The sequence below is a fragment of the Kaistella chaponensis genome (assembly GCF_900156725.1).
GTDB lineage: Bacteria > Bacteroidota > Bacteroidia > Flavobacteriales > Weeksellaceae > Kaistella > Kaistella chaponensis.
On sequence record NZ_FTOI01000001.1, the window covers coordinates 152199 to 177104 of the forward strand.

The 24906-nt window shown below is 35.0% G+C and carries 23 protein-coding genes; 22 read left to right on the forward strand and 1 reads right to left on the reverse strand.

The window, feature by feature from the left end:
• Position 1 precedes the first annotated feature (1 nt).
• The 19 genes from BW932_RS00725 (at position 2) to BW932_RS00815 (ending at position 21194) form a co-directional block, all read left to right on the forward strand.
• Positions 2–805 carry a polysaccharide biosynthesis/export family protein gene (locus BW932_RS00725; protein ID WP_076384361.1) on the forward strand — a complete coding sequence of 268 codons (804 nt, stop codon included), beginning with the start codon at positions 2–4 and terminating at the stop codon, positions 803–805.
• A gap of 6 nt (positions 806–811) precedes the next feature.
• A complete protein-coding gene (locus tag BW932_RS00730) occupies positions 812–3127 on the forward strand; it encodes a GumC family protein (RefSeq protein WP_076384363.1) in 2316 nt (771 codons plus the stop codon).
• Between the two features lie 333 nt (positions 3128–3460).
• Entirely contained in the window at positions 3461–4243 is a 783-nt protein-coding gene (locus BW932_RS00735) for a glycosyltransferase family 2 protein (RefSeq protein WP_076384364.1), read from the forward strand.
• 41 nt (positions 4244–4284) lie between these two features.
• Complete coding sequence (locus BW932_RS00740) at positions 4285–5436, forward strand: glycosyltransferase family 4 protein (RefSeq protein WP_076384366.1); 1152 nt, start codon at positions 4285–4287, stop codon at positions 5434–5436.
• A gap of 126 nt (positions 5437–5562) precedes the next feature.
• Positions 5563–6567 carry a glycosyltransferase family 2 protein gene (locus BW932_RS00745; protein WP_076384368.1) on the forward strand — a complete coding sequence of 335 codons (1005 nt, stop codon included), beginning with the start codon at positions 5563–5565 and terminating at the stop codon, positions 6565–6567.
• A gap of 113 nt (positions 6568–6680) precedes the next feature.
• Positions 6681–7526, forward strand: coding sequence for a glycosyltransferase family 2 protein (locus BW932_RS00750; RefSeq protein WP_076384370.1), 846 nt, complete (start codon positions 6681–6683; stop codon positions 7524–7526).
• A gap of 35 nt (positions 7527–7561) precedes the next feature.
• A complete protein-coding gene (locus tag BW932_RS00755) occupies positions 7562–8209 on the forward strand; it encodes an acyltransferase (RefSeq protein WP_076384372.1) in 648 nt (215 codons plus the stop codon).
• A gap of 93 nt (positions 8210–8302) precedes the next feature.
• On the forward strand, positions 8303–9073 hold the full coding sequence (locus BW932_RS00760; protein WP_076384374.1) for a hypothetical protein: 771 nt from the start codon (positions 8303–8305) through the stop codon (positions 9071–9073).
• Between the two features lie 169 nt (positions 9074–9242).
• Entirely contained in the window at positions 9243–10235 is a 993-nt protein-coding gene (locus BW932_RS00765) for a glycosyltransferase family 2 protein (RefSeq protein ID WP_076384376.1), read from the forward strand.
• Positions 10236–10319: 84 nt separating this feature from the next.
• Entirely contained in the window at positions 10320–11414 is a 1095-nt protein-coding gene (locus tag BW932_RS00770; protein WP_076384378.1) for a hypothetical protein, read from the forward strand.
• 24 nt (positions 11415–11438) lie between these two features.
• Complete coding sequence (locus BW932_RS00775) at positions 11439–12476, forward strand: glycosyltransferase family 2 protein (protein WP_076384380.1); 1038 nt, start codon at positions 11439–11441, stop codon at positions 12474–12476.
• Positions 12477–12519: 43 nt separating this feature from the next.
• Positions 12520–13593, forward strand: coding sequence for a glycosyltransferase family 4 protein (locus BW932_RS00780; protein ID WP_076384382.1), 1074 nt, complete (start codon positions 12520–12522; stop codon positions 13591–13593).
• Positions 13594–13812: 219 nt separating this feature from the next.
• Positions 13813–14919 (forward strand): glycosyltransferase family 4 protein, encoded by a 1107-nt coding sequence (locus BW932_RS00785; protein WP_076384384.1) that lies wholly within the window; start codon positions 13813–13815, stop codon positions 14917–14919.
• 3 nt (positions 14920–14922) lie between these two features.
• The gene (locus BW932_RS00790; RefSeq protein ID WP_076384386.1) at positions 14923–16353 is read left to right on the forward strand and encodes an MBOAT family O-acyltransferase; all 1431 of its coding nucleotides are present in this window, start codon (positions 14923–14925) and stop codon (positions 16351–16353) included.
• Entirely contained in the window at positions 16353–17261 is a 909-nt protein-coding gene (locus tag BW932_RS00795) for a hypothetical protein (protein ID WP_076384388.1), read from the forward strand. The genes BW932_RS00790 and BW932_RS00795 overlap by 1 nt, the downstream gene beginning before the upstream one ends.
• Positions 17262–17263: 2 nt before the next feature.
• Entirely contained in the window at positions 17264–18358 is a 1095-nt protein-coding gene (locus BW932_RS00800; protein WP_076384390.1) for an EpsG family protein, read from the forward strand.
• On the forward strand, positions 18358–19329 hold the full coding sequence (locus BW932_RS00805) for a glycosyltransferase family 2 protein (protein ID WP_076384392.1): 972 nt from the start codon (positions 18358–18360) through the stop codon (positions 19327–19329). Before BW932_RS00800 ends, BW932_RS00805 begins: the two co-directional genes overlap by 1 nt.
• A 7-nt stretch (positions 19330–19336) precedes the next feature.
• Positions 19337–20470, forward strand: a complete 1134-nt coding sequence (locus BW932_RS00810; RefSeq protein WP_076384394.1) for a glycosyltransferase — start codon at positions 19337–19339, stop codon at positions 20468–20470.
• A gap of 388 nt (positions 20471–20858) precedes the next feature.
• Positions 20859–21194, forward strand: coding sequence for a glycosyltransferase (locus BW932_RS00815; protein WP_076384396.1), 336 nt, complete (start codon positions 20859–20861; stop codon positions 21192–21194).
• Positions 21195–21564: 370 nt separating this feature from the next.
• On the opposite strand, the gene BW932_RS00820 is transcribed toward BW932_RS00815, so the two are convergent.
• Positions 21565–21855, reverse strand: coding sequence for a hypothetical protein (locus BW932_RS00820; RefSeq protein WP_076384398.1), 291 nt, complete (start codon positions 21853–21855; stop codon positions 21565–21567).
• Positions 21856–22349: 494 nt separating this feature from the next.
• On the opposite strand from BW932_RS00820, the gene BW932_RS00825 reads away from it, so the two are divergent.
• From BW932_RS00825 to BW932_RS00835, 3 genes are all read left to right on the forward strand, one after another.
• Entirely contained in the window at positions 22350–22994 is a 645-nt protein-coding gene (locus BW932_RS00825; RefSeq protein ID WP_076384400.1) for a DUF6266 family protein, read from the forward strand.
• Between the two features lie 203 nt (positions 22995–23197).
• On the forward strand, positions 23198–23779 hold the full coding sequence (locus BW932_RS00830; protein WP_076384402.1) for a Crp/Fnr family transcriptional regulator: 582 nt from the start codon (positions 23198–23200) through the stop codon (positions 23777–23779).
• Between the two features lie 63 nt (positions 23780–23842).
• Positions 23843–24793 (forward strand): ketopantoate reductase family protein, encoded by a 951-nt coding sequence (locus BW932_RS00835; protein ID WP_076384404.1) that lies wholly within the window; start codon positions 23843–23845, stop codon positions 24791–24793.
• The last annotated feature ends 113 nt before the right edge of the window (positions 24794–24906 follow it).

Sequence of the window (24906 nt, forward strand, 5' to 3'; positions counted from 1 at the left end):
AATGAAAAAATACTTTCCGGTATTTACGGTGATCCTTACCTTCTTTTTCCTGAGTTCCTGTAAGCCGAAGAAAAATATTGTTTACCTGTCGAATAATAATTTTGAACAGGAAATTTCTCAGGCCAAATATTCAGGGCTGCACATTCAAGAAGGCGATAAACTGCAGATTCTTGTTTCTGCGTTTGATGATATTGCGGTTCGTCCCTTTAATTTATCATCCATGCCAAGTACTGCAAGTTCAGCTTCGGGAAAGGATTCCGGAGGTTCTTCCGCCGCACCATCAGAATATGTTGTTACTTCAGAAGGTCAAATTATTTTCCCCGTTTTAGGAGCGATTTACTGCAAAGGCATGACCAAACAGCAACTGAAAGCTGATTTAGAAAGTCGCCTGAAAAGATATTTAACCGATCCGATGGTTAATGTGACCCTGGCAAATTTCAATTTCAGCGTTTTAGGAGAAGTGGGAAGTCCAGGTCAAAAATCCAGTCCTACCGAGAAAATCAATATTTTACAAGCCATGGCTTTGTCTGGAGACATTAAATATGAAGGGAACAAAACCAATGTAAAATTAATTCGTTATTCCGAGGAAGAAGCGAAAGATAAAGTAATTTCTCTCGATCTTTCAGAAGCTTCTATTGTCAATTCGCCTTACTATTATCTGCAGCAAAATGATATCATCTATGTGGAACCCGACCGCAATAAACAAGTCAGTGTCAATAATAATTCCAGTGTAGACCAATGGATTAAATATGGTGGAGTAGGATTGGGTATTCTTACTTTAATCTTTACCTTAACCCGAAAATAAGTATTCATGGAACTGCTGGAAAATTCTGCCTCTCCGAAACGGACAAAGAAGGTTAATCTTAAAAAAGAGATTGGTAAATACCTTAAAAAGTGGCCTTGGTTTTTACTGAGTCTTGCGCTTTTTTATACTACTGCCAGAATTTATCTTCGCTACACGCAGCCGCAATACAGTTCTAAAACCTCACTTAAACTTCGAGAATCCAAAGGAAACAGCAGCACATTGAGTGATCTGAAAAATTTGGGAATGGGAGTGAGTGGCGATAATGAACTACAAGGAGAAACCACCATTATTGTGTCTAAACCTATTTTGGCGGCAGTGGCAAAAAACCTTAATTTAGAAGTCAGTTTTTTTAGTTTAGGCACCATCAAAGAAGTCGAACTTTATCAAGACTCGCCTTTAAGTGCAAAAATCATTAGCATAGATCAACCTGAACTATTTTCTTCTGCTACGTATACCATTAATCCTGTTGGTAAAAATTCATATAAAATTGAAGGTTCTAATACCGAATACCGCTTTGGTTCACGTGCGAAATTTCCTTTTGGAGTCGTGGTGATCAATGCGGAAGGTGGCGCTTTAGCTTATCCTATAAAAGTCGTCTTCAGAAGTGTGAATGCTGCTGTAGCTTCTATGGAAGGAAGTATCAACGTAACTTTGCCCGAAAATAAAGGGCTTCTCATGGAAGTTTTTATGGTTGGTCCAGTTCCGAAAAAATCAGAAGATATTCTAAATGAACTTTCCCGGCAATATATTATTGATGGGGTGAATGATAAAAATCAAGAAGCAAATAATACTCGGGATTTTATCAATGAACGATTGGCTGTAATTACGGATGATCTTTCTGGCATCGAGGGCGAAAAAGAACGCTTCAAACAGACCAACCAAATCACCAATCTCGAAGCGCAAGGAAGCATGGCTTTAAGCAAAGCCGACGAAAACACCAAAATCATTCTGTCGCAGTCTATGCAGTTAGATCTCATTAATTCGGTTCTTTCAGCCAGCGCAAGCGAACAGTTGTTGCCTTCCGGAATGGGTTTGTCTTCTGGTGCAGAAAGCAATATCGCCGAATATAACAAGCTCTTATTAACTCGAAATCGAGTTCTAAAACAAGCAACGGGGGAAAATCCGGCAGTAATTGAAATGAATAAGCAGATTTCGGCCATTAAAAATTTACTTCGTAAGAACTTAATAGAATCTCGGGAAACTTTAGAGCTTCAGATTGCACAAGCCAATGCACAACTCAATCTGGCAAAAGGAAATATCAGCAAATATCCTACACAGGAAAAAATGTTCCGAAGCATCGATCGTCAACAAACTCTGAAAGAACAGCTTTACCTTTATTTGTTGCAAAAAAGGGAAGAAAATGCCATTACTTTGGCGGTAACTGCGCCCAAAGCTAAAGTAGTAAATCCCGCGTATACCATAGGGATTGTAAAACCCAACAAAGATCAAATCATGTATGGCGCTTTAGCCGTCGGTTTTTTATTGCCTCTTATCTTTTTTATTGGCTGGGAAACTTTAGATACCAAAGTTCATACAAAACAGCAAATTCTATCCGAAATCCCCGAAGCTTCTGTTATCGCAGAGATTCCTGTAAATGTTCTGGAAAATGACATGGTTCATCCCAATGATTTTTCTGTTTTTGCCGAATCTTTCAGAATTCTGGGATCCAATTTAAAATACCTGCTCAAAGCCAAAAATGTGATAAATGGTGGAGTTATTTTGGTAACTTCCTCTATCAAAGGGGAAGGTAAAACCACGATTTCAATGAATACAGCATTAACTTTGGCTGGAAAAAGCAAAGTGATTATTGTTGGTGCAGATATTCGTAATCCACAAATCCATCGTTTTGTAAAAGGAAAAAATATAGGCTTAACCGATTATTTGGTTTCTGATAAGACCAATGCAGATTCTTATATCATCAATTCTTTGGTCAATGAAAACTTAGATGTTCTCTTCAGCGGACAAATTGCACCGAATCCGAATGATTTGCTTGATATGCAAAAATTCGATGATCTAATCATAGATCTGAAATCTAAATATGATTTTGTAGTCTTAGATTCTGCACCAGTAATGCTTGTAAGTGATACTTTGCATCTTGTAGAAAATTCTGATGTCGTCTTATATGTCGTAAAATCTGATTTTACAGAGAAAGAAATGATTGATTTTGCAGCGGGCTTTCAACGTGAAAACGGAATCAAAAATATGGCTTTCGTGCTCAACAGTGTAAAACCAGAAAACACCCGCTACGGTAAAAAATACGGATATGGTTACTATTCTTATACCCATGATGAAAAACCGGTTTGGTGGAAGAGATTTGTTTAAGAGAACAAGTGAGAAGGTAAGAAAGAAGGGAATACAACGATTCAATAAATATTAAAAATGGTAATAGGCCTTGATAACTTAATAAATTCACAGATTCACCCAATATGAAACAAAAAATAGGCATCATCCATTCTTAGTTATGCAGGTCTTCCTATAACAGGATTATTTGCTACCTACTTGGAAAGAAAGGAATTATTTACGATGTAAAAGAAATTTAGAAAATGATGATGCCCCATGATTAAAGGCAGTCTTTCCTCTTAAAATATTGAATTTTTGACATTTTAGAAATAGATTTTTGACTTTACTATTGAATATATTTGTAATACCTTTTTAATGAGTCCAAAAATATCAATCATTACCATTAATTATAACAACAGAGAAGGTTTAGAAAGAACCTTTGACAGTGTTTTTTCTCAAAATTATACCAATTTTGAATACATCGTCATTGATGGAGCATCCAATGATGGGAGCAAGGAACTGATTGACCAATTCTCAGATAAAATTACATTTTGGGTAAGCGAACCCGATAAGGGAATTTACAACGCGATGAATAAAGGAATTGATCAAGTAAATGGTGATTATGTCTTTTTTTTAAACTCAGGAGATATTTTTCTCAATTCAAACTCTTTAGAAACTGTATCTAAAGAATTGCATACAGAAGATATTATTTATTTTAATATACAAGTTGTCGGTGAAAACAGAGAATTTGTGAAGAAATGCCCACAACAATTAGATTTTGAATTCTTATATAAAGGTACTCTGCCCCATCAAAGTACTTTCATGAAAACTGAGACATTTAAAATAGTAGGGAAGTACGATGAGAAAATATCAATTGTTGCAGATTGGAAATGGTTTTTAGTAGCAGTTTGTAACTATAATTTAAAATTTAGAAACGTTGAAGAAATTATATCGATTTATTATCTAGATGGAATAAGTGCAGATGAAAAATCACGTCCGATTATAAAAAAAGAAAGACGGGAAATTTTAGAAAATTCAGTGCCATTTTTACTTTTCGAATATGAAAACAGAATAAAAGCAGAGAATAAAATAGAAGGTTACGAGTCTTCGAGGGCAGTTTCCTTTTTAAAGAAAATTGGCTTTTTAAAGGGTTTATAAGATGATGCTATTATTAGAGTAAACTTTACAATAATTTTTAAATGAAGACAGAGAAAAAGATTCTTTTTATATCGCATGACGCTTCTAACACTGGCGCTCCTAAGTTATTATTAGCACTGATAAAATTTATAAAATTGGAGCATCCCGAAATTCAAATTCATGTTTTATTCTTAGATGGAGGTGTCTTACTATCAGAATTTGGGCAGTATTGCGAGTGTTTTTTATTCAATTCTTTAGTGAAGAAAGATTTAGTAAACCGTATTAAAATTAAACTTGGTTTGCTTAGGTTTGATATAAAAGAATCGATTGTGAACACGCTAATTAAAAATAATTACAATGTGGTTTATGGAAATACCATACTTACTTCAAGTTTTCTACTGCTTTTTAAAAAGAATAACTTGAAAACAGTATTGCACGTTCATGAGTCAAAATACCTTCTTACTCTTCGTAATAGTGATGAAACCGTAAAGTTAGATGATATCGATCATTTTATTGCGGTTTCTGATAATGTTGTAGACACTCTTACAATGGACCATAATGTACAAGAGGGAAAAATAGAAAAAATTTTTCCATTTGTTGTTGATAGAGTACATCCTACTATTGATAAATTAATGTTAAAGCGTTCTCTTGGCTTAGAGAACGCAACAATTATTGGTTGTGTAGGGTATCCTAGTTTAATAAAGGGCACTGATATGTTGCCACAATTATGTAAAAATATTGTGGAAAAAAAACCTGAATTTAATTTTAAAATACTAATAATAGGTGGGACACGAAAAAATTATTTTCGTATAATGGCTGAAATGGATTCATATAAATTAGGGATTAGTGATAAATTGATGTTTATTGAAAACACGAAGACACCTCAAGATTATTATAATATTTTTGATATTTTTCTATCTTTATCAAGAGAAGAATCGTTCTCATTGGCAACTCTAAACGCAGCAGAATTGGAAATTCCTATTGTATGTTTTCGAGATTGTGGTGGTCCTACAGAAATAGTGACAGAAGATGCCGCCTTTTTTGCAGATTACCTAAGCATTGAGGACATTGTTTTTAATATTGATTACATTCTGAAAAATCCTGAAATAACCAAATTAAAAACTAGTCTTGCGAAGATTCAGGTTTCTAATAAATTCAATGCTCTACTTTCGTGTCAAAAATTGATGGAAATTACTTTATCTGATAAAATTTGATGCGAAAAGTGATTCTGATTGTTTATTTTTTGCAGATCATTTTAGACAGACTTTTGCTTTCTATCTTATTAAAAATGCATAAAGTATTTGGTAACCAATTTACTTCTTAATTGTAGATTAAAAATAATGCACAGTACTCCATTAATTTCCATCATCATCCCAAACTACAACCACGCTTTATATCTAAAGCAGAGGATCGATTCTGTGCTTAATCAAACTTTTCAAGATTTTGAACTGATTATTTTAGACGATTGTTCCACAGATTCCAGCCGGGAAATTATTGAATTGTACCGCGGAAATCCAAAGATCCTCCAGATCATATACAATAAAAAAAACTCCGGTGGGGTCTTTAAGCAATGGATCAAAGGCATAGAAAAGGCAAAAGGAGAATATGTCTGGATTGCTGAAAGTGACGATTATTCTGCCGACACTTTTTTAGAGGAAACGCTGAAAGTACTCAAAAATGATCCAGCGCTTGGAATGGTTTTTACCAATTCTAATACAGTCACCAACAAGGGAGCTTTTCTCACCACGACCGCGGAATCTAAGAATGGAACATACGCAAAATTGGCAACTGATGGGAATATCATTGATCGACATAATGTTTCTTCGTTTCTGATTTCAGAAATGATCATCGAAAATGCGGGATGCGTTCTCTTTCGAAAAAAAAGTCTTTTGTCCCTTAATTTTTTAGAACTTGAAAAATACATCAATACAGGTGATCGCTTTGCTTATGTAGGAATCGCCTTAAACGCTCAAGTTAGATATATACCAAAAGCTTTGAACTTTATGCGTTCTCATGAACATAACACCACTAAAAAGAGTTTTGAAAACGGCAATATTCACAAAGACCGATTGCGGGTTTTAAATTATTATTTTAACGATATGGATAATTACACTTCCAATAGAGAAAACATCGTTGCATTTTATAAAACCAATTATTTGTCTTTCATTCATTACGGAGAATATCAGGATAATATAACGTTGCTGAGAAAATTGAAAGAAAGAAAGGAGATCCGGACTCGTTTTTATCAGTTGGTTTGGTTTAATTTGTTTTTATTTAAAAGAGTTGATCTCAAATCAAAAATTCTGAAAGGTATTTATTACAGAATTTTATTGATGCAAAAATAATTTGATCAAAACCATCTATTTTAAAATCACCACATTACCACATCACCACATCACCACATCACCACATCACCACATTACCACATCATCAAATTATCACATCACCACATCATCAAATGAATACGCCGCTTTTTTCCCTCCTCATCGCCCAGTATAACAACGGAAAATATTTCGAAGACTGTTATAACAGCATCATGGCGCAAACCTACCAAAATTGGGAAGTCATCATTGTTGATGATTGCTCTACAGATGATTCGGTGGCAGTAATGAAAAGGATTATTGGAGGTGATTCCCGTTTTAAAATCGAAATAAACGATAAAAATAGAGGGTGCGGTTTTACCAAAAGAAGATGTGCAGAACTAGCTTCTGGTGAAATCTGCGCTTTTTTAGATCCAGATGATGCGATCACAGAAGAAGCAATTTCTGTAATGATTGCAGAACATGAAAAACATCCGGAAGCTTCTGCAATTTATTCTAAACCCTACATTTGTGATGAATTTTTAAAAATTCAATCTGAATCAACTTCTTACCAAATTGAAAATAGCAATCCCTACTTTTTTGATTTTGAAGGAAAAATTTTTGCTTTTCTTTCCTATAAAAAGGAATCCTATAATAGCACCGAAGGAATCAGCACTTATTTGCAGCGCGCGATAGACAAAGATCTGGTGCTAAAACTTTATGAAACAGGGCCTTGTTTGTTAGTGGATAAAGCCATGTATAAATACAGGTTGCACAACACTGGTATTTCCACCAATACTAATCACGATAAGGCTTATTTTTGGTTCTGGGTTGCGATCATCGATGCGGCCAAAAGAAGAAATGTCAACGTAGAAAATATTTATATTGAAAAATCGAAAAGCAGAAAAGAGATTTCCCTGCAAAAGGAAATTGATTCTTATAATAGATCTGTAATTTTTAAGATTTTGCGAAAATTTGGAATATTCAAGGTAAAAAATCAATAACGATAATCAAGTTTGAAATCAAAAAAAAACACTTCATGAATCTTTTGCAGGTAAAAACAATTATTGCGAATATTCAAAAAATAAAATTTAGGAATATTTATTTTATGCTTTTTGCGCCCGGCAAAAGGAGTAAAGAGAGTGTGATTTTAACTTATGGAAACTTTTTCTATGGATTAAAGAGTTCGAGCGCAATCAATATCCATAAAGGTTCCTTAATTCTAAATTCGGATTTTAGTAAACCAAATCCTTTTATGGGTGTTTTGAAGATGTATGATAACTCTGAATTGAATGTAGAAAATGGCTTTGTTATCCATGCTCCATTTCACATTGTAATCAATCATAACGCCCACCTGAAATTAGGCAGTGGATACATCAATAGAAATGCGAAAATCAGATGTCTTAAAGAAATTAATATAGGCAATAACGTTGCGATCGGGGAAGATTTTACAATCTGGGATTCAGATTCTCATATTATTAAAGGAAAAGAAAATGAAACTACCCAAACAACCGTAATTGGAAATAACGTTTGGATCGGTATTAATGTAACTGTTCTTAAAGGTGTCACAATAGGTGATGGAGCCATGATTGCAGCCGGCGCAGTTGTTACCCGAAACATTCCTGCCGGAGTTTTAGCAGGTGGTGTACCTGCAAAAGTTATCAAAGAAAAAATTGAATGGAAGTGATAAGAAATTGTACTCCTTATAATGGAAGATCAGAGTTTCTTTTCTTGAAAGATCTCCAAAATTATTAATTTCCGCATTGTTTAAATATATAATATGAAAATTGAAATTTATACCCGTTCAATGAATTGGAAACTTTATAAACTTTCCTCGAAAACAGTTACGCTTCCTTTTAAAAAAAATAGGTGCAGATTTACAAGTGCTGATGGATATTTTTATCAAAATATAATGAAAAGTTCTGCAGATATCATCTTGAATATAGATGAGGATGCATTTGTAACTGATAATAAAAGACTTAAAGATCTTTTGGAATTCTTTATTGATAATGACTATGTAAATTGTGGGGTTCCGGATGGAGGCGTAATGGATATTAGAAAACACAATCCTCTTGTTACAAATCCTTTTTTTAATATAATGAATGTGAAGAAAATCAGGGAACAATTTAGCATTGAAAATATAAATAAAAATTATACAGTGCACCATCCCCAATACGAAAATTTCACTCCTAATCATCTTCTTAAAAGTAAATATGAGTATGATTTTTTTGAGCCCTATGTTCCATTTTTTCTTTGGCTTGCAACCAATTTTAAAACGCTCTATTTAGATGCAGTGGAACATGAAGATGGTCTGTCCAACAAAGTTCTTGATCAAAATGGAAATTCTTTTTTATTGCATTCATGGTACAGCCGATTTTATTCAAAAGACATTTTTCATACCGAAAGAATTAATAATTTGTATAGGGAAGCAACAGATCAGGAAGTACCCACGCATTGGACGTTCTTGGATAAAATAATAGAAAAAAATGATCAGTTTGGAACTAAATTTCATCCTTTGAAATCAAGAATTATGACCAAATTGCGGATTTAATTATAAATTGTGAAATTTAAATTATTTTTTAAGATCGACGTTTCAGTAGTTTCCAAAGTGTCGCTAATTAATTTTAATAGTATATTTGAAAATCAGTCTTTGCAGAACCTACCGTATTTGAAATCAATAACTTTAGCAAGATTTCATTATTTGAATTTTCCTCTATTCAATGAACAAAATAAGCATCATCCTTCCCATTTACAATGTAGCGCAATTTCTTCCGCAATGTTTGGACAGTGTCATAAATCAAACCTACCAGAATTTAGAGATCATTTTGGTCAATGATGGTTCTTCTGATTTCTGTCCGCAAATTTGTGAGGATTTTGCTTTGAAAGATAACAGAATAAAACTGATTCATAAAAAAAACGGCGGTTTATCTGATGCCAGAAATGCAGGATTGAAAAGAGCCACCGGTGATTTTATTTCATTCATAGACAGTGATGATTTTGTTGCCGTTGATTTTTGTGAAAAGTTATTAAAAGCTTTATTAGAAAATACTGCAGACGTTGCAGAATGTGATTTTCTTGCTTTTGATAATGATCAAGACTTAGAAAAGTTTTCAACTGATACCAAAGAAAAAATCGAAGTTTTTGAAACAGAAGCAGCTGTGGAATTGTTGATGAAAGAGTATTTTAAACAAACCGTGTGGAACAAATTGTATCGTCGGGAAGTTCTAGGACATTTTGAATTCCCCGTCGGGAAAATAAATGAAGATGAATTCTGGACCTACAAAGTTTTTGGAAATTCAAAAAAACTGGTTAAAATCACAGATGTTTTGTACTTTTATCGACAGCAAGCAGCAAGTATTATGGGAAAACAATATTCCCTAAAACGACTGGATGGTTTGCAGGCATTGGAAGAGAGAATAGGGTACATGAGGGAAAATTTTCCAAAATTGGAACATTTAGCAGTACAGATTTTTTGTATGGCTTCTATGGACCACTATATAAAGATTGGGCAGCATCCAGAGATTGATCCGCAGAAAATCTTTCGTGAAAAAGTAGTAGCAAGCGTTAAGAAGTATGATCAAACTTTTATCCTAGAAAATTCTGACTGGAAAGCCGTTTTTTGGTATCAACTATTTATAAAGACTCCTGGTATTTATGCAAAACTCAGAAATTTGAATGAAATCAGAATTAAATTTAAAAATAAAAAGGTTTAAAATAATCAGCTGCTTGATGATCACTCGTATTATTTATTTACAATACTTTTGGAAGAATCCTTCTTTTTAATTGCAACAGGTTACATGTTAAAAAAAATTCAAAATGCGTTAATTTTCCGACTCAACAAAAGTGCAACTTTAAAAAATAAGCTGTTGCAGTTGATGGATCTTTTTTACCAATATGCTCCAGTTTTTGTGGGGTATTTTAGGAGGAATCCTGCTTACATAAAGCATGTACTCAATTCCAAAGTCATTGCAAAACCCGGTCTCTTTTCTTATGGCGCCATTTTTAATCCTGGTGCATTACTGGCGAATGGTGAAATACTACTGCTGGCAAATGCGCAAAAAGTTCCCTGGTTTAAGGCAAAAGGCAAAAATAAAGATTTGTATATGCAGGGAAATCCACTACTGATGCGCCTGAATCAAAAATCGCAAAAAATAATTGATCAGAATATCATTACAAAAATTATAGATCTTCCGCAGGATCAGGATTACGCGATTGAAGATTTCCGGCTTTTCCAGTGGAAAGATCAAAAAATGATCAATCACAGCTTGGTCATCCGAAATAAAATAGATGGCTTTATCAATCAGTCCGGATCATTTTCGGCTTTGTCCATTTTAGATGAAATAGAAAAGACCTTTACTTTTTGTGCAATCCCTCAAGTAGATTTTCCTTTGCAGGATTTCGAAAAAAATTGGGTGTACAAAGAAACCGAAAACCAACTCCTTTTGTTTTATTCGGTAAGTCCTTTTAAAGTTTTGGCTTTGGATGATGAAAAAAGTTTTTATTTTAAAACGATAATTAATCACCAAACGTCCTCCAAAATTAATGATCCGGGAGGATATGGGACCAGGGTTTCTTTCAGCACTAATCCGATTGATTTTGATGAAAAACACTGGTTGATTATGATTCATCAGATTAAACATCAATTTGCAGGAAGGTGTTATTTTCATTGGGCGGTATTATTAGATAGAACTACTTTTTTACCTGTTAAAATCACGTCCAAACCTCTTTTTTCCGGGATGGGTGCAAGAGGCAGAACGCCCGGAATCCGATATATTTCCTCCATTCTGAAGGTGAACGATGCTATATTATTTTTTGCGGGAGAAGGGGATATGTTTGTAACGGTAACCCAAAAAACAGCTAAAGAACTTCAGTGTCTGTTTGTAAGTCTTTAAAAAATAAAGTCTTAAATTCCGCTTATGAAAATTTCGGTCATTGTCCCCATTTTTAATGTTGAAAGATACCTGCGACAGTGTATCAATTCGATTGTTAATCAATCGTACGCCGACCTGGAAATAATTTTAGTGGATGATGGATCTACGGATAACTCGTTTCAGATCTGTAAGGAAGCATCAGACAACGATTCACGGATTATCGCGATCACACAGGAAAATGCGGGCGTATCAGCTGCACGAAATACAGGAATTAAAATTTCCTCGGGCGATTATATTACTTTTGTGGACAGCGACGACTGGCTAAACATAGACATATACCAATTGATGGCAGAAGCTATTCAATCGAACCCCAACGTAGAGGTAGTCATGTGTGATTTTACTACAGTAACTAATGTGGTTGAGGTTAATGTTTCCTCCTATCTTGCGGCGGGATTATACTCAAAAAAAGACATCATCCGCGATATTTATCCTACGCTTCTGGTTACTGAAGATTTCGGAAGGTTGCCTATAATCTCTGCCTGCACGTGTCTTTTCAAAAAATCCCTTTTTGTAAATTATGATATTCACTTCGATGTTAGTCTTCGCTATTCGGAGGATTATCTGTTTATGGCTGAGGTGATGACAAAATCCGAATCCTACTATTACCTTAAAGATTGCTATGGATACAACTACCGGCAGTGTGAAGAATCCCGCTCAAAAAAATACCAGCCCGAATGGTGGAGTACTTTGAAAACTTTAAATAAGAGACTGAAACAACTTCTTGGAAACTCTCCCGAATTTGATTTTACCCGACAGTTAAAATTACAGCTCATTCATTCTGCCCTTTTCTTAAGTACCACTATATTTTACAATCAAAACATTCCCCACAGACAAAAGGCAGCGCTTCTGAAAGAAATATTTAATGAAAAGGAATTAAAAGCCGTCTTTGCGAACCTGAGATTCAATAAGCAATCTTTTCCATCGCAGATTATCCTTTATATGATAAAACACGGGATGGGTAGCGGTTACTTGATATATAGAAATGTTATTTCAAAAATTAAAAAGTTGGGACATTCGAAATAAAATAATAGATTTCCATTTATTATAAAAATCAACATAGAAAAAAATGAAACTACTCTACATTACGAACGGCATTACCGGTGCGGGTGGCCTCGAAAGAGTCTTGTCTGTAAAAGCTTCGTTATTGACCGAACTGTTTGGCTATGAAGTTCATATCGTAAGTTTAAATGAAATCGGAAAAGAAGCTTTCTTTTCTTTTTCAGATAAGGTTCGGAAACGTTCCATCGTAGTATCGGGTAATCCCATGTCCTATTTTTCACAATATAAAAAGGGAGTCCAAATACTGGTGGAAGAAATCCAACCCGATGTAATTTCAGTTTGCGATGATGCGATAAAGGGTTTTTTTCTGCCCTGGATTATTTCTACAAAGGCGAAATGGATTTATGAAAGTCACGCTTCCGTGTTGCTTGGTAGCACAGATAAAGGTCTTCCATTCCATAAAAAAGTCCAACATGAGTTAAAACAGTTTTTAGGAAAGCGATTCTCAAAAATAGTGCTCCTCACCGAAGGAAACCGAAAAGAATGGGAATTGAATAATTTGGTCGTCATTCCAAATCCTGTACCTTTTGAAACAAACCAGTATTCTTCTCTTAAAAATCGAAAAATAATTGCGGTAGGAAGCTACAGTTTTAATAAAGGATATGATTTATTGCTCAGGATTTGGGAGAGTATAGAAAAAGATTTCCCTGAGTGGGAACTCAATATTTATGGGAGGGACACTAAAAAAAATTTAAAGCAGTGTGCAGAAAATTTGAATTTGAAAAATATCCATTTTCATGAGCCAGTGACCGATATCGGAGCAAAGTATTTGGATTCCTCGATTATGGTATTGCCCTCCCGTTCCGAAGGGTTCGGCATGGTGCTCATTGAAGCCATGTCTTTTGGACTTCCCGTGATAAGTTTTGATTGTCCTAATAGTCCGAAAGATATCATTTCCAATAATGAGGATGGCTTCCTTATCGAAAATGGAAATATTCAGGAATTCGGAGAGAAACTGAAATCTCTATTATTGAGCGAAAGTTTACGACAAGAGATGGGTGAAAAAGCCAAACAAAATGTACAGCGTTTTTCTGCCGGGCGTATTGTCAAAGAATGGGATGAGTTGTTTAAATCTCTATAAGATAAATGAAGTCTGTATTAATATACCAGTCCCAGATCGAGCGATGTAGATTCACCATCTTTTGCTCAGGAAATTCTCACCTTTTCACGTTGGTTTAGGTAAATCTGACTGACTGCTTAAATGGCAATTTTAGTAATTAAAAAATCTTTATTTTTGCTGTCTAACATCTAACATCTAACATCTAACATCTAACATCTAACATCAAGCATCCAACATCCATTGAAAATCCTCTACCTCACCGATCAAACTTATCTTCACGGCGGCATCGAAAAAGTGCTTTCCCAAAAAGCCAATTATTTTGCTGATATTTCCGGTGATGAGGTAACCATTGTAACATATAATCAGCAAGGTAAAATTCCTGTTTATCCTTTCAGTGAAAAAATAAGGATGATTGACTTAGGCATTAACTACGAGATTAGCAGAAGTTATTTTCATCCTTTTAATCTTAGAAAAATTCCACAGCACCGATTCGCTTTACAAAATGTTCTTCGTGACCTTCAGCCCGACGTTGTAATTAGCAGCAGTTTCGGACCGGATTTTTATTTTATTCCTTCTGTAGAAAAACAGATTCCAAAAATCAAGGAGTTTCATGCAACAAGACATTTTTCAAATAAGCCGATTTCGATCAAAGATAAAATTTTAAAAACCTTTACTGAAAAAATAGAAAGGAGCTATAAAGCATTGGTTCTTTTAAATGATGATGAAATACCTTTTTATAAATCGAATAATTATATAATCATCCCTAATCCTACAGAAGTGCATGAACGATCTTGTGAATTGTCTACGAATAAAATCATTGCAGCGGGTCGAATTTCAAGGCAGAAGAATTTTGAGGAATTACTGGAGATTTTCAACAACGTAATACAGGATTTTCCGGGTTGGGAAGTTCATATCTATGGTGATGATTATTTGGGAAGAAGAGTTGAAATTGAAAAAAGAATAAAAGAACTTTCATTAGAGAAAAATTTCATCTTCAAAGGAGTTACTTCAGATTTGAAAAATACATTTTTGAATTACAGTATTTATGCGATGACCTCAATTCACGAAACTTTCCCAATGGTTTTATTAGAAGCCTTATCGGTTGGTTTACCAATTATTTCTTATGATTGTCCCACGGGACCTAGTAGGATAATTCAAAATAATGAAGATGGTTTTATAATTCCTAATAAAAATCCGATTAATTTTACTGAACAACTAAAACGATTGATGGGTGATGAACAGTTAAGAAAAACCATGGGTTTACAAGCTAAAAAGAATGCAGCGCGCTTTGAAATTTCTGTAGTGATGCAACAATGGAAAGATTTGTTTAAAAATTTGACATCATAAAACATGATTTTTAATTCCTTTGCCTATCTCTTTTTTCTGCCCGTAGTTTTTGTCTTGTACTGGTTTTTTACCAGGAAAAATATTAAACTTCAAAATATTTTATTACTGCTTTCCAGTTATTTGTTCTATGCAACGTGGAACTGGAAGTTTCTGTTCTTGCTCATCTTTTCTACTTTACTTGATTATTTCACCGGACTTAAAATGGCAAAATCAAGGACGCATCAAAATAAACGGTTTTGGTTCTGGCTGAGTATATTGGTAAATTTAGGTTTCCTTGGAATTTTTAAATACTATAACTTTTTTATCACTTCTTTTTCAGAAGCATTGGGACGCTTTGGTTTAGAAGCGCATCTTTCCACCCTCCAGATTATTTTACCTGTCGGTATTTCCTTTTACACTTTTCACGGCTTGTCATACGTTATTGATATTTATAAAAACAGAATTGAGCCCGAGAAAAACTTTTTAGATTACGCCGTTTTTGTTTGTTTTTTTCCACTTCTTGTTGCCGGTCCTATCGAAAGAGCCACCCATCTTTTGCCCCAGATTAAATCTAAAAGAACTTTTAATTATTCGAAAGCGGTGGATGGTTTACGGCAAATTTTGTGGGGATTATTTATGAAAATTGTCGTGGCCGATAATTGTGCAATTGTCGTAAATGAAGTATTCAAAGACCAAAGTCATTATAATGCGCCTTCGCTTATTATTGGAGCGGTTTTATTTGCTTTTCAAATTTATGGTGATTTTTCAGGGTATTCCAATATTGCATTGGGAAGTGCCAAATTGTTTGGAATTGATTTATTAAAGAATTTTGCATTTCCTTATTTTTCGCGTGATATTGCAGAATTTTGGCGAAGATGGCATATTTCACTTTCAAGTTGGTTCAAGGATTATTTGTACATTCCATTAGGCGGCAGCAAAGACGGTAAATGGATGCAGATAAGAAATACGCTGATCATATTTGTAGTGAGTGGTTTTTGGCATGGTGCAAACTGGACTTTTATAATCTGGGGTTTTCTTAATGCGTTGTATATTATGCCTTTAGTGATCTTTAATTTAAATCGAAAAAACACCAATACCGTTGCGGAAGGCCGCCTTTTACCCAATTTGAAAGAGTTCTGCCAAATTATCTTTACTTTTGCCATAACAGTAATTGCGTGGGTTTTTTTTCGGTCAAGAACAGTTGCAGATGCCTTCGATTATGTGGGACGGATTTTCACGTTCAATAATTATGCTTGGCCACAAACCGATAGTAAACCCTTTATATTTATTGCTGTTTTAGTGATTGTTGAATGGTTTCGACGAAACAAAGATCACGGGCTGCAAATTGATGATATTAAGAATGTTGTTGTAAGATGGTCAATATATGCAGTTTTGATTTTAATTATTTTAATTTTTGGGGCTAATTCTGATTCCTTTATATATTTTCAGTTCTAATGAAAGATTTTTTAACTAAAGCAATTGTGTTTTTCATTCTAACGATGGGTGGTTTGGCTTTCCTGTTATTGAAATATGGTTATTTTGTCGATTATTTTTACGAAAAATTCACTACTCCAAAGCAGACCTCTTTAATATTAGGCGATTCCAGAAGCATGCAGGGGATTCAACCGCGAATAATCAATCAGGAATTAAAAAATGATGGCTATCATTTACCAATGTTCAACTACAGTTTCACGATCTCTCAAATAAATTACGGAAAACCATACACCGAAAGCATAAAGAAAAAACTGCAATCATCCAATAATGGATTATTTATAATAAGTGTTCATCCTTGGCTTCTTACGGAAAGAGAAGGAGATGACCTGAAAAATGGAATATATTCGGAAAGGAGTAACCCACCTCATAATATGGTTTTTACAAACATCAGTCCTAACTTTGAATATTTTGTCAGAAATTTCAAGTATTTTCATTTTCGGTCCATCATTAAACAGACAGCGGAATTACACAAGGATGGCTGGCTGGAAGAAAGTAATCTTCCCAAAGACAAGGAGACTTTACAAACTTGGAAGAATAACCAAATATTACTATATAAAAGTTTTGCCAAGAAATGGAGAAAAAGTACAATTCGAAAAAATGATTTTATCAAAATGGTCGAATTTTTACAAAAAAATGGGAAAGTGATTCTTGTACGGATGCCGGTTGATGCTAAAATTTTAAATATTGAGAACAATTTCTGGCAGAATTTCGATGAAGAAATAAATATCGTATCAAAACAGTTGAACGTTAAATATATCAATTTTTCAAAAGATAATAAATACAAAACTTATGATGGCAACCATATTGATAAATATGGCGGCGTTGTTTTTACCAAGGAACTATGTGATTCCATAAAAATCGTTAAATAAAGATGTTCGACTGGATTCCCATAAACAGCTATACTGCGATCTATTATAATATCATGATGATGGTCATGCTTATTACTTTGTTCCATTCATATCAGGGTGATTTATTCCAACCTGCTTCTAAAAAGTTTTCAGCAAGCATGGGTTTTATTCTACTTCTGTTCATTGCACTATATATTGGTACTCGTCCTGTTAGTGGTGTTTTTGTTGATATGGCAAATTATGGTATAATTTTTTTAAGAATTCAAGCGGGCGAAATCCCCATCGTTAAGAGCGATTACCTCTTTAATTATTTCATGGTATTTTGTAGTAAAATAATGAGTGACCGCTGGTTTTTCTTTATTTGTTCTTTAATTTATATTACCCCCTGTTATCTTTTTTCTAAAAAATATGGGGGGTCTTACTGGTACTATGTGTTTTTTATTTTTGTGGGTTCTTATATGTTTTGGCCTTTTGCTACCAATGGAATCCGAAATGGTTTAGGAACCTCTCTTTTTATTTTGGCATTGTGTTATTATGATCGAAAGATTGTAATGTATCCATTAATGGGACTGGCTTTTGGAATGCACAATTCCTTAGTCATTCCAATTGTGGCTCTTTTTATATCTGGAATTTATAAAAATCCGAAAGTTTATCTTTATATTTGGTTGGCTGCCATTCCACTTTCTTTAATTGGGGGTGGATTTTGGGAAAGTTTTTTTGGTGGCCTCGGTTTTGGTGAAGACACGCGGGCTTCAGATTATTTGACGAAAGGAAATGTAAATAATGATGCATTTGCTTATACCGGTTTTCGCTGGGATTTTTTATTTTACTCCTCCTTTGCAGCTTTTGCTGGATGGTATTTTATTTTCAAGAAAGAAATTACGGATAAATTTTACATTCATCTTTGGGGAACATACATGATCGCCAATGCTTTTTGGATATTGATTATTCGGGCAAATTTCTCTAACCGTTTCGCCTATTTATCCTGGTTTTTGATGGCACCAGTAATTGCTTATCCAATGTTGCGTTATAAATTATTCCCGAATCAATACCGGATTGTCGGACTCGTTTTGGCTTTTTATTATTTATTCACTTACTTTATGTTTTTACGAGGATAATGAAAAAAATAAGCATCATCATTCCGTGTTATAATGTAGAGCAATATATTGCAGAATGTCTCGCTTCAGTGTTTGATCAAAATATGCAGGAGCAAGATTTTGAAGTGCTTATCATTAATGATGGTTCAACTGATCAATCCCAAAAAGTCGCCGAAGAACTTTCGAAAAATAAAAGCAATGTAAAAATTATATCCCAACAGAATAAAGGTCTTGGTGGTGCAAGAAATACGGGGATCAAAAATGCTACTGGTGATTATTTGCTTTTTTTAGATGCTGATGATCGCCTTTTTCCAATGGTAATAGAAGACTTATTGAATATTGCGCAACACGAAAATTTAGATATTTTAGAGTTTTCTGCTCAAGGAATCAATGAGAAAGAGCAAATTCTTTATCGTGTTTCCAATAAAAGCCCTGTCTTTTTTTCAGGTTTCGACTATTACAATTCTATTCGGTACATGAATTCAGCCTGTAATAAACTCTACAAAAGAAATTTTTTAATAGACAATGACCTTCTTTTTTTAGAGAAAATTTACATTGAAGATTTTGAATTCAATACCCGCTGTTTTGCTAAAGTTCAAAGAATACAGGCGACCGATTTGTTGGTTGCTCATTTTTTGCAGTCGCAAAATTCAATTACCAGAAATACAGACGAGGGAAAAAAAAAGAAAATGGTTTCAGACATTATATTCGTCTTAGAAAAAACGAAAACCCTTTACCAAAGCCAAACAAGAACTGAACAGTCAGAATTCTTTTATTTAGAACGGCTAAATTTTCTTGTTGCCACGCTATTTTATCAATTGATAAAAAACAAAGCGAACTATAAAGAACTAAAGTCTCTAAAGGAAGAATTACAAAAAAAAGAAATTTTCTTTATTCATCACAGGATTTTCGATTTTGGAAAAAATGTATTGCGGATTATTCTTTTGAAGAATTTGTGGACTTATCCGCTCATCAAGTTATTTTTTAAATAAACATTGAATGAATAAAAAGAAAATTTGCTTCATCGTTTCTTCGCCGCTTACCGCGAAAGCCTTTCTTTTAGAACATTTTAAGGTGCTTTCTAGTACGTTTGATGTGTATTTAATTGCGAATTTCGAAAACGAAGAACAAGAAAATATCTCACCCTTTTTAAAGGGCACTTTTGACGTTAAAATATATCGTGAAATCAATATTTTGAATGATTTAAAGGCGGTAAAATCATTAACAAAAGTTTTAAAAAGAGAGTCTTTTGATGCAGTACATTCTGTTACTCCAAAAGCTGGATTAATAGGAATGATTTCGGGTAAATTGTCCCAAGTAAAATTACGAACCCACGTTTTTACTGGGCAAGTTTGGCATACTAAGCGAGGTTTACCAAAATTAATGCTCATGGCAATTGATCGATTGATCGTTTCATTAACCACAAATGTATTGGTCGATGGCGAATCGCAGCGGCAATATTTAATAGCCCATCATATTGTGCGGGAAAGAAATTCTCAGGTTTTAGGAAAAGGTTCAATTAGTGGAGTAGATGTGAACCGTTTTTTACCAGATGAAAACATGAGGAAACAATATAGAAATGAACTTCAATATGAAGACCAAGATGTTGTTTTTCTTTTTTTAGGACGGCTAAAAATGGACAAAGGCGTTTTGGATTTAGCGCATGCTTTTTCAAAATTACAAAATGAAGCAAACCATGTGAAATTACTGATTATTGGCTTCGATGAAGAGAACCTTGTTCCGCAAATAATTGACATTCTAGGAGATATAAATTTTAAATTTTATGGATCAACCAATCATCCAGAATTGGTTTTACAAGTTGGCGACGTTTTATGTTTACCAAGTTATAGAGAAGGTTTTGGCACAACAGTAATAGAGGGCTCTCTACTTACTTTACCTGTGATTTGCAGTGATACGTACGGTTTGAAGGAAACGATTATTGATGACGTTTCAGGAATACGCCACCCAGTAAAAGACATAGAAGCCATTTATCATGCAATGAAAAAGCTCGCTTCAAATCCAATTCAGCGTAAAAAAATGGGTGAAGCAGGGCGAAAATATGTATTAGAAAATTTTAAAGCAGCAGAAATTTCACAAAAATGGCTGGATTATTATATCCAGGAGCTTCAATGATTTGCGCCCCGATGTCATCTGCCTTCGGACTTTTTTTTTTGCAACCTATCTACAGTTATATCTGGTAATGCAAATGACACAGGAGATATTACTATGAAGAACGCAACTTCATACAAGAGGTAAGAGGTATCACTCGCGTGCTGTTAAGCCACAGGTTTGAAAAAAAGTATAATCCTGTCTAAATCACCTATTAAGCGTCTTACTGATTTCATTCACGATGCTGGAGTCAGTTATCAAGTAACAGTAATTTTATTACAGAGTCACCACGCAGGTTTCTGAAAGTTTTGGCTTTTCCCCTAGGTTTCGTGCTTTATGCCATAATCCTGTTGAAGAACCTCAAAATTTCCCACAGTTCTGAATTGTAGTTTTAAAATTTTATATAACACCCTTGCCAAATAATTCACCTGCTACTAAATGGGCTTGTCATGTTTGCCACAGATACGTCCTGCAGCAGTATGAAAAAGACTACTGTCGCGATACTTTAGAAAAAAAAGCGGTAGATGAACTTGTCCTTGGTTTAAACGAAGTAGTTTCCGGTGCAGGCATCCTTTTTCCCGTGGGAGATGAGAAAAAGTTGGCTGAAGAAATTCTTCATTTGTCCACCGATGCAGACCATTATGCGGCTACAGCTCAAAGATGTTTGGTCCGTGCAAAAAACTATGAGATTTCTAAAATGGTGGCAGAACACATCAACCTCTATAAAGAAATTCTAAAAATTCAATAACAATCGAATTTCGATTGTTATTGAATATAAAGGATCAATAGGAGCGCGCTTTAGCCCGTTTTATACGGGATTATCTCATTGGCTTTAGCCTAAATCTAAACTCAGTTTTGGCTAATGCCAATTGTTAAATCTATTTGATCACCCGGCTAAAGCCCGACGAAATTGATTTTTTTTAAACAACTACCAATTTGTATTTTTAAAATCGAAAATAAATCGAACTTCGGTAATTTAGTCTTTCAGTCAAATCTGCTTTCAAACAACTTCAACCATTTATTGATCAAATAAACATTCCAAAACAAAAACGGTCCTTCCTCAACCTCAACCTCAACCTTAACCTCAACCTCAACCTTAACCTCAACTTCATTCAAAACTACGGCTCTTTTTTCGACCGATAATACATCCGCATTAAATCCAAAAAAAGCAGCGGTTTAATATAAAAAATCAGTCCATTCATCTTGACATAGCCCAGATAATGGAGTTGTCGGTACTTCCTCAAGGTACGGGAAGTAACACCCATCATCTCGTAAACATCACGGTCCGACAGAAGATTCTCCTTAGTTAGCGGGATAATTCCTTGCGCAATTTGTTTAAGTACGCGCTCAAGCTCTTGATAGAATTCTAGCAAGTGAGCCTCTGTGATTGCATTACAATTTTTCATCATTTATAGTTTTTAGGATTAAAGACTATAAAATTAATAAGGATCTTCCATATAAAAAACTAAATTCTTAAATTTGGGTGAAAACACCCCCTCAGTTTGGGTGAAAACACCCTACGGTCAATTTTGCAAAAAATGGCATGAGAACACCCGAAAATAGGCAAAATAAGCCTTATCGTTGCGCGGAATCGCCATGCATCAATCCGGCCGATTTTATTACGCTGCGCACCCAAATTACCCCAACTTTTCCGACCTTCGCCAATCACTCTCACCACTTCCTACCCACCACCGTCTATAGCCAATACCACTCCAATACCTATAGCCTGCTAGAAGCCAGCCTATAGCCCACCGCTCCACAATGGCCATTTCGCCTCCCAAATGGGAAGATTACGGAACATTTCGGTAGATTTCGGAACATCATTAGTTTCATACCTCATCCTCATTCTACATTTGTCTTGTAATTACAAAAAACATTTATTAACCCTTTAAAAATTAACCAGATGGGTAAATTGATCGATTCGCTTTTAGCAGGATCTTCCGGTAGAGTAGGCCGGGTAGTCGTAGCCAACATGTTTGGAAATGATATTTTGAAACACAAACCACGCAGAAAGCAGAGTGCGCCTTCTGCAAAGCAACTCCTTATCCAGGAACGAATGAAGAAAAGCTATAACTTTATCGCTCCTTATAAAGAATTTGCGAAACGCTATTTTGGCGTTAGAATTGGAATGAAATCGCCTTACAATCTCGCGATAACCAACGTGTTAAATGCCTTTAAGTTGGATTTCACCCTCTTGACAATTACACCGGCGTATTCGGAAATTGAGTTCGCCAAAGGTCAACTCCTCGGTGCAGTACCAACTGGACTCACATCGACCACCTCCTTAACTTTCACCTTGGTGTGGTTTAACAACAGTGGTTCGGTTCCCGTCCGTGAAACAGACCAACTGCAGGTGCTCTACATGGCCGAAGGGGAACCAAAGCCCGTCTTGATGGAAAATATCGCCGTTCGTGCAGATGCGACCGTTGATATTCCACTTCCTCCAAATTTACAGGGCAAAACGGTCCATGTCTGGATGGCTTTCTTGGATGATGACTTTACAAACGTCTCCTTGTCCTCCTACGCAGGAAACGTAGTGATCACCTAAATAACCTTTACAACTTCTGGCCCCAAAGCCAGAAGTTTTTAATTGAAAAACCCACTCTCCGCGCTCCGAAGTTTTCTCACCCTTAACCTTAATCTCAACCTCAACCTCAACCTCAACCTCTACCTCAACAAAGAAAGTTTGGGTATATTTGTTTCCCGCCAAAGGAATTCAAAGCCGAAGGGATTACTTTAGAAAAAAAACTGATGGACAAATCAAAACTTAATGCCTTTTTCCATTCTTTGTTTCCCATCCAAAAAGAAGTGGTGGAGAAAATTACGGAAACATTTCGTGATTTTACCTTGGAAAAAAATACCACTTTGCTCCATAAAGAGGAAATCAGTACCAAAACCTATTTTTTAGAGAAAGGGTATATGCGTTCCTATATTCTTAATGAAGATCAGGAAGAAATTACGACCAATATTTATGCAGCGCCCTGTTTTGTTAATGATTTTTTATCTTTTTTCAAAAAGCAGCCTACCAAAGAAACCTATCAAACTTTAACCGATTGCTGTTTCTGGGAAACCAGCCTGGAAAATGTACAACACAACTTCCACACGATCCCCGAATTCAGGGAATTCAGCAGACTATTATTCGTGATCAATTACGCTCAATTGCAGGATCGCGTCATCGAAATGGCAAGTGAGAAAGCCGTAACCAGATACCGGAATCTTATAAATCAGAAACCTTCTATTTTTCAAAACGTACCGCTAAAAGTAATCGCTTCTTATTTAGGAATTACCGACAGTTCGCTGAGCAGAATTAGAAAAGAAAGCACCAGAATTTAATTTCTTGTCATTTGTCAAGAACATATCCCGAAAAGAATTTTAATCTTTGTGAAAAATTAGATAATGAAGAAAAGACACATTGTTGTGATCGGTTTGGGTGGTGTTGGTGGTTATTTTGGGTTCAAGATTTCCCAGCATAATGAACTTGACAATCAAAATAAAATCTCATTTATCGCCCGTGGCGAAACTTTTAAGAGAATAAAAGAGAACGGCTTGATCCTGCTTTCTGCTGAACATTCAAACAGCGTCACCAATCCAGATGCCTTATATGAAACGATTTCGGATATTGAAAATCCGGATTTGATTCTCATTGGTGTCAAAGAATATGATCTGGAGCGTATCTGCAACCAACTCGCTAAAGTCATTACTAAAAAAACAGTTTTACTGCCCATGATGAATGGAGCGGATATTTATGACCGCATCCGAAAAATACTTCCGCACGCAATTATTTTGCCTTCCTGCGTTTATGTTGCCTCTCATATCAAAGAAAAGGGGATCGTTGAGCATCATGGGAAAGCAGGACATTTGATTTTTGGGAAAGATCCCGAGAATCCTTCCGAAAATATCAATTGGATCTTGCACGTATTAAAGAGCAGCATGATCAACTTCGATTTTAAAGAAAATGCGCAACTTGATATCTGGACAAAATTTATTTTCATTGCAAGTTTTGGTTTGGTCACCGCGAAACATAATTCTTCCCTTGGAGCCGTTTGTTCCATTGACTCACAGAAAGAGGAAGCAACGAAGATTATGCGGGAAATACAAGCAATCGCTCATCAAAAAAGAATTGACTTACCGAATGATATCATTCAAAAAACCTTTGAAAAAGCCTTAACATTTCCGCCGAAAACACCCACTTCTTTACAATTGGATGTTCATTCGGGGAAAGAAAATAATGAACTGGAACTGTTTGCAGGTGCGATCCTCAAATACGGCCAGGAAACACAGATTGATACTTCTTTTACTGAAAAAATATACCGAAAAATAAAAGCTGCACCTCAAAACCGACTCTAAGAGAATTTTAAATTCTCCGCGGTCGCCCGATTGAGTCGCGTGGTATTTGATAATGAAGATCCCACTTAACAATTCCATTCAGCATCTAACAAAGAAAGTCTGGATGTACTTGT